This window comes from Halobacteriovorax sp. DPLXC-1 (genome assembly GCF_036903125.1).
GTDB lineage: Bacteria > Bdellovibrionota > Bacteriovoracia > Bacteriovoracales > Bacteriovoracaceae > Halobacteriovorax_A > Halobacteriovorax_A vibrionivorans.
The window spans coordinates 1,178,239-1,191,436 of record NZ_JAYMCO010000001.1 but is presented as its reverse complement, the minus strand read 5'-3'; the positions used below and the strand labels follow the sequence as shown (position 1 = coordinate 1,191,436).

13 protein-coding genes are annotated in these 13,198 nt (G+C 36.0%); 10 read left to right on the top strand and 3 right to left on the bottom strand.

The window, feature by feature from the left end; genetic code table 11:
* Position 1: 1 nt before the first annotated feature.
* Positions 2 to 1,330, bottom strand: a complete 1,329-nt coding sequence (locus VCM44_RS05825; protein WP_120405130.1) for an MATE family efflux transporter — start codon at positions 1,328 to 1,330, stop codon at positions 2 to 4.
* A 115-nt stretch (positions 1,331 to 1,445) separates the two neighbouring features.
* Between VCM44_RS05825 and VCM44_RS05820 the strand changes: the two genes are divergently transcribed.
* Positions 1,446 to 2,720: an acetyl-CoA hydrolase/transferase family protein gene (locus tag VCM44_RS05820; RefSeq protein WP_334678272.1), complete on the top strand. Its 1,275-nt coding sequence runs from the start codon at positions 1,446 to 1,448 to the stop codon at positions 2,718 to 2,720.
* 1 nt (position 2,721) lies between these two features.
* Here VCM44_RS05820 and VCM44_RS05815 read toward each other — a convergent pair whose 3' ends face one another.
* Positions 2,722 to 3,255, bottom strand: coding sequence for a TetR/AcrR family transcriptional regulator (locus VCM44_RS05815; RefSeq protein WP_334678271.1), 534 nt, complete (start codon positions 3,253 to 3,255; stop codon positions 2,722 to 2,724).
* A 93-nt stretch (positions 3,256 to 3,348) separates the two neighbouring features.
* Between VCM44_RS05815 and VCM44_RS05810 the strand changes: the two genes are divergently transcribed.
* The 5 genes from VCM44_RS05810 (at position 3,349) to VCM44_RS05790 (ending at position 9,636) form a co-directional block, all read left to right on the top strand.
* Entirely contained in the window at positions 3,349 to 3,801 is a 453-nt protein-coding gene (locus VCM44_RS05810; RefSeq protein ID WP_120405133.1) for a MarR family winged helix-turn-helix transcriptional regulator, read from the top strand.
* A 33-nt stretch (positions 3,802 to 3,834) separates the two neighbouring features.
* On the top strand, positions 3,835 to 5,136 hold the full coding sequence (locus VCM44_RS05805; RefSeq protein ID WP_334678270.1) for a TolC family protein: 1,302 nt from the start codon (positions 3,835 to 3,837) through the stop codon (positions 5,134 to 5,136).
* Positions 5,136 to 5,798 (top strand): efflux RND transporter periplasmic adaptor subunit, encoded by a 663-nt coding sequence (locus VCM44_RS05800; RefSeq protein ID WP_334678269.1) that lies wholly within the window; start codon positions 5,136 to 5,138, stop codon positions 5,796 to 5,798. The genes VCM44_RS05805 and VCM44_RS05800 overlap by 1 nt, the downstream gene beginning before the upstream one ends.
* Before the next feature lie 9 nt (positions 5,799 to 5,807).
* Complete coding sequence (locus tag VCM44_RS05795) at positions 5,808 to 8,882, top strand: efflux RND transporter permease subunit (protein ID WP_334678268.1); 3,075 nt, start codon at positions 5,808 to 5,810, stop codon at positions 8,880 to 8,882.
* 163 nt (positions 8,883 to 9,045) lie between these two features.
* Entirely contained in the window at positions 9,046 to 9,636 is a 591-nt protein-coding gene (locus VCM44_RS05790; RefSeq protein WP_114705149.1) for a hypothetical protein, read from the top strand.
* Positions 9,637 to 9,681: 45 nt separating this feature from the next.
* On the opposite strand, the gene VCM44_RS05785 is transcribed toward VCM44_RS05790, so the two are convergent.
* Positions 9,682 to 10,044 carry a c-type cytochrome gene (locus VCM44_RS05785; RefSeq protein ID WP_334678267.1) on the bottom strand — a complete coding sequence of 121 codons (363 nt, stop codon included), beginning with the start codon at positions 10,042 to 10,044 and terminating at the stop codon, positions 9,682 to 9,684.
* A gap of 133 nt (positions 10,045 to 10,177) precedes the next feature.
* Here VCM44_RS05785 and VCM44_RS05780 point away from each other — a divergent pair, with 133 nt between their 5' ends.
* From VCM44_RS05780 to VCM44_RS05765, 4 genes are all read left to right on the top strand, one after another.
* Complete coding sequence (locus VCM44_RS05780; RefSeq protein ID WP_334678266.1) at positions 10,178 to 11,065, top strand: DMT family transporter; 888 nt, start codon at positions 10,178 to 10,180, stop codon at positions 11,063 to 11,065.
* A gap of 160 nt (positions 11,066 to 11,225) precedes the next feature.
* Positions 11,226 to 11,984, top strand: coding sequence for a glutathione S-transferase family protein (locus tag VCM44_RS05775; RefSeq protein WP_334678265.1), 759 nt, complete (start codon positions 11,226 to 11,228; stop codon positions 11,982 to 11,984).
* A gap of 78 nt (positions 11,985 to 12,062) precedes the next feature.
* Positions 12,063 to 12,767: a phosphorylase family protein gene (locus VCM44_RS05770; protein ID WP_334678264.1), complete on the top strand. Its 705-nt coding sequence runs from the start codon at positions 12,063 to 12,065 to the stop codon at positions 12,765 to 12,767.
* A 9-nt stretch (positions 12,768 to 12,776) separates the two neighbouring features.
* On the top strand, positions 12,777 to 13,196 hold the full coding sequence (locus VCM44_RS05765) for a hypothetical protein (protein WP_334678263.1): 420 nt from the start codon (positions 12,777 to 12,779) through the stop codon (positions 13,194 to 13,196).
* Positions 13,197 to 13,198 lie beyond the last annotated feature (2 nt).

Below are 13,198 nucleotides of genomic sequence, written 5' to 3'. Positions count from 1 at the left end.
ATTACTTCTCCCAAAGAAGCTCAAGTTCACCAATTCTTTTTACAAATAAATACGATAAGACACCTGAAGCCATCGTTAGGCCAATAGCAAGACCGGCCCATAACCCAGCAGCTTCCATTCCATGATAGTAAGTAAGAAAGATTCCAGCAGGGATTCCAATTAACCAATAACCACAAAACGAATAAATCATAGGTAGCTTACTCATCCCCAATCCTCTTAAGATTCCCCACATGGTAATTTGTAGTCCATCAGGTATTTGAAAGAGGGCGACAAAGAAGAAAAGATTTGCACCGTAAGCAATAACCTCTTTATCTGTTGTGAAGAGACTCATTAATGTTTCAGGAAATAAGAAATAGAACATCGCCATACAAAGCATGTAAGCTTCGGCCATAAAGATACAACCATAAGAATAACTCTTAATCATATCCATATCTTTTCTTCCAAGTCCATATCCCACCTTAACACCAGCAGCTCCATTAATTGCCAGAGGAACCATAAATGTGAGTCCAGCTATATTTAGAACGATATTATGAGAAGCAGATGCTACGAGACTCATTCTCCCAATAAGAACAGTTACAGTTGAGAACATTAGAACTTCAATGAATGTACCAAGACCAACAGGTATCCCCAACCTAATTAACTCTTTAAATGACTTCTTATTAAAATGACTTTCAATTGGAAGAACTCGATATGCATAGACATAAAGAATGATCGCTAATACAAAGCGGGTAATAACTGTTGCAACGGCAGCGCCCTTAATTCCCATTTCAGGAATAGGGCCAATTCCAAACATTAAGCAATAATTCATAATGAGATTTATAATATTCATCACTATGATTAAGACATTTGAAAAAATAGTTTTATCAAAGGCCTGAAGGTATTCTTTAATCATTTGAAAAACTAAGGCCGGGATAATGGAGATATTAACCCAAAGCAGATAGGTTTTAACGAGTGGAACTATTTCTTTATTAAGGCCAATTGCATCGACAAAATACGTAAAGATATAGAGTGCAAGACAAATAAGAGAGCCTAGGCCCAAGGCCAAAGTCATTCCACTTCCCCATACACCATTAGTATGAGGATTAGCATCCTCGCCTCTCATTCTTGCAGTAACTGCACTTACAGAAAATAAAGCTGATACACCAATCATAACAAATGGGGCCAACATTCCAGATGCAACTCCAATAGAAGAAACAGCTGCAGTGGAATAGCGCCCGGCCACAAAGATATCTCCAACGTTAAATAACATTTGCCCAACCTGTCCGATGACAAGTGGGATAGTAAAGTAGATTAATTCTTTGAGTCGTTTTGATGTTGTTTCGATAACCATAATAGCTAGGAATATACCCTAATTTTTGAATTGATGGCATATAAAAATTGTCGTCAAAATAACTTTAGTTTCAACCTCACTAGGCGTATTCTAGGAATATAAAAAAGGAGGACTTTTGAAATTACTAAATAGCGCAAAGGAAGCACTCTCTCATGTCTATTCAAACTCAAATGTTTTTATTCACGGTGGTGATGCAACTCCTACTGAGTTAATTAATGGACTAATCGAAAATGCTCAGCGCCTAAACAATGTAACACTAACTCATCTTCATACACACGGTGAAGCGAAGTATGCAGACACTAAATACAAAGATATATTTAATATCGTAAACCTCTTTGTAGGAGGAAACTTAAGAAAGTATGTGGATTATGATCGCATTGATTATCTTCCTTGCTTTTTGTCTGAGATCCCAAACCTATTTCGATCAAGACAAGTCCCCCTCGACTTTGCTTTAATTCATGTAAGCCCTCCAGATGTTCATGGTTTTTGTACTCTTGGAACTTCAGTTGATGTGGCCAAGGCAGCGGTCAATAGTGCTAAGGTTGTCATAGCGCAAATCAATCCACATATGCCTCGTGTTCATGGGGATGGATTTATTCATGTAAGTGAAATTGACTACGCTATCGAAATTAATCGCGCACTATCAGATAGTCATGGAAGTCCCCTTAGCGAAGAAGATTTAAAAATTGGTCAGCTTACAGCGACTCTCATTGAAGATGGTGCCACTCTTCAGATGGGAATAGGAAGTATTCCCGATGCTGTATTAAGTAGTTTAACTAATCATAAGAACTTAGGAATTCACACTGAGATGTGGTCTGACGGTGCCTTAAAACTAATAAAGTCTGGCGCAGTTAATAACTCCATGAAGAACGTTCATCGAGGAAAGACTGTAAGTTCATTTATTGTTGGTGGTAAAGATGTTCATGATTTTATCAATGATAACCCGAGTGTAATTCAGCTTGAAGCCGATTATGTGAATAACCCTAGTATCATTAAGAGAAATCCAAAAGTTTGTGCAATTAATAGTGCCGTTGAAATCGACTTAACAGGACAGGTTTGTGCAGACTCAATCGGACATCATATTATTTCAGGTGTTGGTGGACAAATGGACTTCATGCGAGGCGCAAGCCTTTCACAAGGAGGAAAGCCTATCATCGTCATCAACTCTCGTAGTAAAAGAGGGATACCAAAAATTGTTCCAACATTAAAAAATGGTGCAGGAGTCGTCACAACACGCTCACATATTCACTATGTTGTAACTGAATTTGGTATTGCTAACCTCTATGGAAAGACACTTAAGCAAAGAGCACAAGAATTAATTAAGATTGCTCATCCTGAAGATCGACAAGAATTAGAAAGAAAATGGCATGAACTGCACTGTAAGCTCTAGCTTACAGTGCCTCTGTAGAGGTCGTGGCCTGACAGAGTAGATCCACTATACCATTGCCTTCAAGTTTTGAATTGGCGACTTTTAAATCAATACTCTTAAAAAGACCAAATGAGATGAATGACCTTAGATTTAGAATATAAGGAACTTCACTACCTTGTACCTTAACGAATTTATCTGCAACGTACTTCTCGTATATATCTCTAAAACCTGAGCTTTCAATCACTAGAAGCATAACTATAATAGTAATCTCGATACGACTTTCCTCAACTTTTTGATGGATAAAATGAGTTAATTCATCAATATTGGTGAAATTTCTTTGAGCTATTGAATCGATCGCTTCAACTAAGTTTTGCACACAGAACTCACCACAAGTTGCGATGAACTCCTCTTTTGAACCAAAGTGATATAGAACAGAAGACACATTTATTTCGGCCTTCTTTGCAATATCGCGAAGACTAACACCGTAAACACCACTTTCTGCCATCATCGGTAGAGCAACATCAATTAGATTCTGTTTAGTTTTGTTTTCTTTCATATAATATTCCTAAAAGTGTTAAAGAATATTCTTGATTCACATTCGTTAACATGTTAACTATATGGTTAAGACATTAACAAATATGGAGTATATATGTCAATTGTAACATCTAACGCACTGAAGGATAGCATTATCGCAAGAATTGTTCGCACGACGCGAATAATCGATAAAATGGTCTCTGAAGAAGTGGGCCAATATAAGCTAACCAAACCACAATTCGATGTCCTTTTAATTCTTAAATTCTGTAATCAGGAATTTATTACGACTACAGAATTATCAGAAGAGTTAATGGTATCTAAGGCCAATATCACAGGTATTGTCACAAGACTTGAAAAGGCCAATCTTATCTCTAAAGTTGTCGATGAAAACGATACACGCTCAAAAAAGATCGCTCTCACAGAAAGTGGTCTAGAGCTAATCGATCGTGTCATGCCACGATATTTTGCGATGAGTGATGAGATTTATTCTAAATTTAGTGAAGAAGAAAGACAGAAACTACTTTCTCAAATGATCTTCATAGAGGAATTCTACAATAGCAGACGTTAAGTTGTAAGACTTAGAATTTAAAAGGAGAGACAAATGAAACAACTAAAATATTTAGTTGCGGCAGCGCTATGCCTAATTTCCAGTGCATATGCAGCAAATTATAAATTAGATGAAAATAAAGTAATCGATTTAGCGATAAAGCGAAATGAAACTATCGGTATTGCTAAAGAAGAATTAGACCAGGCCCAAGAAGCACTAAGTAGCGCAAACTCAAACTACTTTCCAACTCTTTCGATTACAGCTGGCATAAGAAAAAGTGATGGTGAAGGAAACTTTGTTCCTTACGGATATGATTGGAATCACAACGGTACAATTCAACTTACTCAGCCAATATATACATTTGGAAAGATTAGCAATGGAAAGAGTATTGCAGAATCTGCAAAAAGAATTAGTGAACTAAATACAACGTCAACAAATGCACAAGTAATAAACGTCGCAAAGCAGCTCTACTACAGAGTTTTATTCAATGAAGAAATTGTTAAAATCACTTACGACTCATATAAGAACGCTCTTAAGAACAAGAAAGCTTTAGAGGATAGAGTTTCATACGGAAGAATTTCAAGAAATGATAATATAAAAATGCAAGCAGACCTTGCTAGTCGAAAACCAAATTGGATTATCGCCAAGAAAAATCTAAAAAATGCTGTTCTAGACTTAAAGAATTATCTCGCACTTGATTATGAAGATGAAGTTGAAGTATTAAGCACCCCACTTAGACCAAAGAAGAAAATTTCAACAACAAATGATCTAAATAAACTGGAAGAGACTGTTGATATCAAAATTTTAAAAGAAAATATTCGCCTCGCAGACTTTTCGGTCGAGTTAGCAAAGTCTCAAAGGCTTCCAGACTTAGGAGTCTATGTTTCTTACTCTCCTACTCTAGCTAAAACAGATCTCTTTGCAGGAGAAACAACTCATGACCAAAAGGATTTAACATTTGGTGTTCAGTTTAGTTTTGACTGGGACCTTGGCGGAAGCAAGAACTCAGAAGTTGCAATAAAAAGAAGTGACTACAATATTGCCACACTTAAATTAAAACAAATAAAGCGTGAAATTAGAACGCAATATCTAAAGCTTAAACAAGACTATGAAGGGCTCCAAGAAAGATACGATGCGGAAGATGAAGCAGTTGAGCTGGCATCTTCTTCTTATAAAGTTGCTCTTAGTTCTTTTCGATCTGGTGGAGTTTCACAATTGCAATTGAATGATAGCGAGATCCAATTAACACAGAACCGACTAAGTCTTGCACAAACGAAATTACAAATACAAATAACACGTGCAGAAATGGACAGACTTCTGACAAAAACTAGTTCAAGAAATAAAGGAGGTAGATAATGAAGCAATTAGTCTTTGTTTTAATTATTGGCCTTATATACGGTGCGAGTCTTTTTGTTAAAGATAAGCAGATACAAAAACAAAAAATGAAAGTGACACCTACTGTTTTTACAATTAGAGAAAAAACCGGAACTCCAGTTAATATTACAAAAGTCTTAAGAAAGTCTTTCACTAATAATGTAATTGTAACAGGTAATAATCTTGGTTCAAAGATATATGCCTCAGTAGCACCCAAAATAGCGACACAAATCAAGCCCGGGGCCTTGGCCAGTATAAGGCTAAATAACGAATCCCTTTATGGATCAGTTGTCTCTGTTGAAAAACGAGCAAATCGTCTTTCAGGACTTCATAAGATTGTCGTCTCTTTTGCAAATCAAAAGCTACCAACGAATCTATACGTCATGAATATACAAACGAGTAAGACAAAGAATACTCTTGTTGTAAAAAGAGACGCTGTTTCAAATCGTGGTGGTACTGACCATGTCTATATTGTTAATGACGATAACACAGTTCAAAGAAGAAATATTGTCACAATTAGTGATAACAAGGATTACTTTGCTATTAAGTCAGGACTTAAAGAAGGTGAAAAAGTTGTCCTAAGTGATCAGCGTTATTTGAAAGATGGTGAGAAGATCAACATTGTTGAGTCCGTCTTAGAATAGGAGAAGAAGATGATTGAAATATTTGTTAAAAGACCTGCAACGACGATCATTTTCATTGCCATATTTATGGTTATGGGACTCGTCTCAATAGGAAATCTTATAATTGAGCCAACACCAAAAGTTGAGCTACCTATTATTACAGTACAAACAGTTTATGCTGGTGCATCTCCTGAGGAGATTGAATCTCAAATCTTAAAGAAAATTGAAGATGAGATTTCTGAAGTATCGCAAATTAAAAAGATAAAATCTGATGCTAGAGACAGCTTTGGTATCGTTGTGATCGAATTTGAGATTGAAGCTGATGCCAATATAAAGTCAATTGAAGTTAAAGATAAGGTCGAGGCCATCTTAAATGAATTTCCAGATGGTGCAGATCGACCGATTATTGCTAAATTTGATCCACTCATTAGACCGATTGCAACTCTTGCATTATCTAGTTCTAAACACGATTTAACTGAGACTTATGAATATGCCGATAAGAAACTAAAATCGAGGCTCTCATCAATTAATGGAGTCGCTTCCGTTGATATCTTTGGTGGACAAGAAAGAGAAATCAGTATCGAACTTGATAATAACCTTCTTATTCAGAACTACCTCTCTATTGAAGATGTTATTACTGCAATTTCTCGAAAGAACTTAAATATACCAGGTGGTTCAATCAAACGTGAAAACTCTAATATTAGTGTTAGATTTGTTGGTGAATTTGCCAATGTTGAAGAGATTAGAAACCTTGAAGTTGTCTCACGAGAAGGACAAGTCTTTAAGTTAAGAGAATTTGGTAGTGTCACAGATAGCTTTAAAGACGTTGAAACAATGGCAAAGTTCAATGGTAAAGACGTCGTAGGTCTATCGATTTTAAAGCTCTCAGATGGTGATGCGATCAAGATTGTTAACACAGTAAAAAACTCTCTTGATGAAGTTCGATCTGAACTTCCAGAAGGAATGAAGCTTGAACTAGTTGTCGATACAACTAAGATCACATTGAATGACACAAAAGGGACAATTCAATCGATTTTTATCGGTATTGGGTTAACAATTGCGATTCTTCTAACTTTCTTAGGTGATTGGCGTGGTGCCTTGATTGCAAGTATCGTTATTCCGACTTCAATTATTTCGACATTATTTATTATGGATATGTCGTCATTTTCGATAAATGTTATGACTCTCCTTGCTTTTGGTACTTGTCTAGGTACATTAATTGCCAATGCACTTATTATCATTGAAAACGTATATAAGCATTTAAAGATGGGTAAGAGTTCAGAGAATGCAGCAATTGATGGAACAAAAGAAGTTCTCTTGGCCGTAATGGCATCTTCAGGAACTAACCTTGTTGTTTTCACTCCCCTCGCTTTCATGGGTGGTGTTGTTGGTAAATTCATGTTGCAATTTGGAATGACTGTTGTTTATGCGACAATTTTCTCAATCCTAGCTTCTGTAACCCTTACGCCAATGCTTTGTGCCCTCTTACTTAAAGACCCAGATACTTTAAAAGGTCCGTTTCCAAAATTATCTCATCTTGTTGATCGCCTTCTTGGTTGGGTAACAAAACAATATAAGTGGTTCTTTGATAAGTTCATGAGCTGGCCGATAACTTCCATTATCATCTTAATGGGAATCTTTTTTACAATCGTCTACCCTGCTGCGCGAGTTGGTAACGAGTTTCTTCCAAAGTCAGACCGAGATGAGTTTACGGCCTATATTCTAATGCCAGACGGTACACCAGTAGAGAAAACAGCGGAAGTTTCTGAGCAGGTTGCAAAAGTTATTAGAGAATATCCTGAGGTAGTATCAACTCTTGCTGATATTGGATATGACGGTGAAGAGCGTTCAAGAATTACAGTAAATATGACACCAGCAGCTTCAAGAAAGAGAAGCTTTAAAGATGTCATGGACGATATTCTTCCTAAAGTTTCAAATATTCCTGAAGCTGAAATTACACTCTCTGGTGGTAATAGAAACTCAGGTAACGAAGGTGATATTACCATTAATATTACGGGGCGAAATTTTGATGAAATGATTATTGCTTCTAAAAAGATGCAAGAGATTATGAAGAACTCTGGATACTTTAGTTCTATTGAAAGCTCATACCGAATTCCAAAAATGGAAATTCAATTTATGTCTGAGCCTCAAAAAGTTATTCGTCAAAATCTTTCAAGTTCTCGACTAGGTGGTACAATCCGCGCCCTTGTTAATGGAAATGACGATGCAGTCTACAAAGAAGATGGTGAAGAATACGATATCAATGTCACACTTGCTCCAGAGTTTAAAAGAAATATATCTGATTTTGATAAATTCTTAATTCATGGAAAAGATGGTCTTATCCCAATCTCAACTCTTGGTGATGTAAAAGTCGTTGAAGCAACTTCGCCACTAAAAAGACGTGATAAAGAAAGAATTATCCAAGTTAAGGCCTATGTCGTAAAAGGTGTAGTCGGTGCCATCATGGGAGATCTTGCAGGAAAGTTTAACAAAGCGGACCTTCCAGAAGGAACGAAATTCATGTTTGCAGGGCAAGCAGAAAGCCAAAAGGAATCACAACAAGAAATGGGTAAGGCCTTTATGCTAGCAGTAATATTGACTTATATGCTTCTAGTGGCCATTTTAAACTCTTTTGTCTTCCCTATTTCAATTGGCTCAGCAATTCTAACTTCTTTCCTAGGCTCATTCTTAATGATGTTCTATACAGACCAAACAATTAATATTGGTTCAATGATGGCCATCGTAATGGTTGTAGGTCTTGCTGTAAATAATGCCATTCTAATGATTGAATTTACCCAGCAAAAACTTGATGAAGGATTTGAGATAAAAGAAGCACTATGGTTAGGGGCCAAGGAAAAGCTAAAGCCCATCCTTATGACCTCTATTGCAATTATTGCAGGTACTATGCCCCAGCTCTTTATGATCGATAAGATCAAGTCTGCAATGGGTGCAGTTCTCGTAGGAGGAATGTTAGGCTCAATATTCTTTACTTACACCCTCGTTCCAACAATCCACCTTGTTATCTACAGAGTAAAGAAGTGGATCACAGGTCTTGGAAAACAAAAACAAGAACAAATAGAGAGCGCTCCCCAGCCTCTCAATTAATGCAATGAATGCATAAAAACTCTCTCTTGGGCCCTGCAGGTAATGCAGGGCCTTTTTTTTGCTTATATATTAGTCACCAGCTATGTAAATTTTCTGCAAATCACCACTAAATTCCTGACTATGATATACATGTTCATTATTTATTGAAATATGAGAGAAGTATATGAAATCACTAATTTTAACGTCAGTACTATGTAGTGGAGTTTGCCACGCAACACCTGTTAATAAAGTAGTTAAAGTAATGGATGGAAATCTATCTACTTGTAGCTCAAAGCAGGATGTCTTTAGAAATAAATTACAATCCTATCGAGTAAAGAGCTATAAGGCCAAGCAGCAAAGTGGAAGTGTTGAGCTAACAATAAATATTCAAATGCTAGAGTGTAAAGAGACAGACAAAGGCTTTGCATTTAAAGAGAAGAATATCTTTGATCTTTTCTCATATCGAACGTTTCGCAATGAAGAAGTTAGCGTTATAACAAAGTCAGCTAACCTCCACTTCTATAAAGACGGCTCATATAAAAGCCTATCTAAAGTTGCTATTAAGGATTACTCAAAAGAGTCATCTATTACTGTAAATTTTGATATTCAAGATCTTCTTACAAAGGAAGAGCTTAGAAAGTATCTAGACGGACAGGCCGTTACAACAAGCTTTGATTTCAATTTAAATCGTAAAGTAGAAATTTCAAATGATGAGATTTCAGATGAATACAATCAGAGTTATGGTGGATTTAGAATTTTCTTAGAAGTTAAGTAGAATATATAAAAAAGGCCGCTATAAGCGGCCTTTCTTTTTATGGAATTACTTTTGTAACATTCCTTTAAATTTATCCTTAGACATTGTGCTTACATAAGCAGCTACATCTTTGATATCTTTGTCAGAGAGACCTCTAACTTTAGTCCACATCATTGTCGTGTACTTAGTCTTTCTCTTCTTTGACTTAATTGCTGTTACTTGCTCAGCAATATAAGCAGCATCAAGACCAGCAATTCTTGGTCCTTTAACGATTGCTAATTTTCCACCTTTTGCTTTTCCCATACCATCAGCGTTGTGGCATAGAGCACAGTTAACTTTCTTGTAAATGGCCTTACCTTTAGCAGCGTCTCCAGCAAAAGCACTAACACTTAGTAAAGCGGCAACAACAGTGATTTTAAATAAATTCACAATATATCTCCTTTATAATTATAGCGTACGCATACTTTATGAAATTATCGGCAAATCGTCAGCAAAATTCAAAGAAAATATACCCTTCTAACTATAGTTTCGGCTATACTCTTGAAACTTAGTGAGGACTAATATGAACAAGAGCGTTATAAGCCTTATTTTAGGCACCATCTGTATAGGCTTAGCACCAATTTTTGTAAAAAACTTAAGTAGTGATATATCTCCTAGTATGATCGGGGCCCTTCGTTGTGGAATTGCTGGATCAATACTTCTTCTTTACCAATTATTTATTAAAAAACACTATATCAAAGATATTCGCTTCTATTCTATGACGGCCGTCATAGGAATATGTTTTGCTTTAGACTTATTTGTCTGGCATCGCTCTGTTCACTTAATTGGAGCAGGAATGGCAACAATTTTGGGAAACACTCAAGTCTTTTACTTACTAGTTTTTGGACTTATTGTTTATAAAGAAAAAGTCACTTTAAAAAAGTTATTAGTATTCTTCTTTGCTTTTTCTGGTGTCTTCTTAATTCTAAAGGGACAAGTCAAATTTTATAAATCGGAAGACTTCTTTTGGGGAGTATTATTTGGCCTTGCAACTGGTCTTTGCTATTCTCTTTATACAACCTCAATAAAGAAAACAACATTATTAAACTTTAAAAATAAAATCACAGCATTAGATATCATTACATATTCTTCTCTTGTTACTGGACTTCTATTATTTGTAAGTGCTCAGTTTGAGAGCGGTTACACACAAGTTAATATTACACATTTACCTTCAGTGATGGGACTGGCCGTGCTTTGCCAAATAATCGGTTGGTCTCTTATTAGTTACGGACTAAAAAAAGCACCCCTCTCTGTCTCTGGTCTAATTATTTTACTTCAACCAGTAATAGCAAAAATCCTTAGTATTTATCGATTTAATGAGCCATACTCACCACTTGAAATTGTGGGTGCGGCCATTCTCTTAATTTGTATATATCTCGGTACTCGACTATCAATACGCTCTTCGAATTAATGAGAAAATTCACAAAATCTATTTAAGCACAAGGACACAGAAGCGATTTTTTCGACTTAATTCATTTAGAAATAATTATTTTGTTTCAAAAAGCTTATTAAAGTTGAACCTTTCTTATATTTTCTCTAAATAATAATCGAACGAATCCGATTGTTAGCTCATGAATAAAATACTTTACTCTTGGTCTGGTAGTGACGAGATCGAATCATTTAGTCCATCGTGTTCAATTATTAATCGATGCTTATCATTTTTAAATATTGATTTTGATATTAAGGCCATCCCCCTTGTTTCAGAATTAAATGGTGCTAAGGATAAGCTTACTGGCCTTCCTATAATTCAAGATAGAGATAAGAAATTCTTTGGGGTACGAAACGCTATTAAATACCTAAAAGAATTAAGAGAAGAATCTGAGCTATTCCAAGTACCACAAAGTCAAATGGTACAAGAACAAATGCTAAGAGACTGGGCACTGACAAGTCTTAGGGCCTCATGTGTTTATATGTCTTTCATCAATCCAAACGGCTACGCTACTATAAAAAAGAAGTTTCAAAAAGCGGCCAAGTATCAATTTGATAAACAAGAAGATCTCAATAAAGTTGCAGAGCCAATAAAAGAAGCACTACTACATTCAACGTTTAGTTTTGATATTTTTAGACTTGAACCAGAATTAGGGAATTCTCATTTTGAAGAGCAATTAAAATACATTGATGGCCTTGTTACCACAAATGAGTTTCTACTTGGTAATCAGATCAAATTAGTCGACATTATAGCATATTGTCATCTTAGTTCGAGCTTACTTGCTGCCAGTGACTTTTCAAAAAAAATAAGACCGAAGTATCCTCGTGTATCTCGATGGTTACTGAGAGTGGCCGCTCAAACGAGATCAAAGAATAATATTCATCCCTCACATCTCGACTAATTAAAAGTAAGGCACAAATATTTCAATTAATGATGAAAGTATTCTACACTATTAGAGTATTATTATTTGAGGTATTTAATGAAGAATATTGCTGTAATCATGGCCATGGATTCAGAGGCCAAGCCTTTACTAGAAAAACTTAAAATTAACCCAGATCAAGCTGAGAAAATTGATGATCATCTACCAATGAAAGTCTATAAAACTCAATATCATCAGCACAATATTTCAATTATTATAAGTGGTGAATGTAAAAGAAATAAGGTTCAAAATGTTGGGACAGCACCTGCTGTTATCTCAACAATTACTGCCATAAAAGACTTTAATGCAGACTTTATAATCAATGCTGGAACGGCCGGTGGATTCAAAAAGCGTGGCGCCGATATTGGAAAAGTCTATACTGTGGAAACAACAGTTTTTCACGATCGCCGAATCCCAATTCCTGGCTACCAAGATTATGGAACATATAAGTCACAACATGATATTGCAAAGAAGTTTGCAACTCTCTTAGATATCGAAACTGGTATTATCTCAACAGGTGACTCTCTTGATATGAGTCCTGAAGATGAGAAGCTTATCGAAAGTAATCTTGCTCTTTTAAAAGATATGGAAGCTGCAGCTATTGCATGGGTAACAGATCAGTACTCTATTCCTACCCTATTTTTAAAATCAGTTACCGATATCGTCGATGGAGAGCATCCAACAGAGGAAGAGTTCTTTGCTAACTTAAAATTAGCATCAGAAAATCTCGGTGAAAAATTAATCGAATTAATCGAAAAAATATAGGAGAAAACAATGATGAAGTATGCACTTGCAACACTTATTTCTTTACCACTACTAGCAGCGCCATGCGCAGGACAAGAAGGTGAATATAGAATTAATGCTGATGGATCTCAAGGTGGATTTGTCGCAAACACGGCTTATGTTTCAGATAGTGTCTACATCGGAGAGAATGCGCAAATTTGTGATAAGGCCCAAATTACAGGTCATGCTAAGATAACTGGTAATGCCATTATTTCAGACTATGCTAAAGTATGGGGCAATGCTCATGTTTATGGAGATGCAGAAGTTTTTGATACAGCTTCAGTATGGGAAAATGCAAAAGTTTACGGCCAAGCACAGGTCTATGGATTTGCAGGTTTAAAAGGAAATGTCGAAGTATATGGAATTGCCCGCATGTTTGATGCAACTTATTCTTCAGGACGTTATTACTAGGA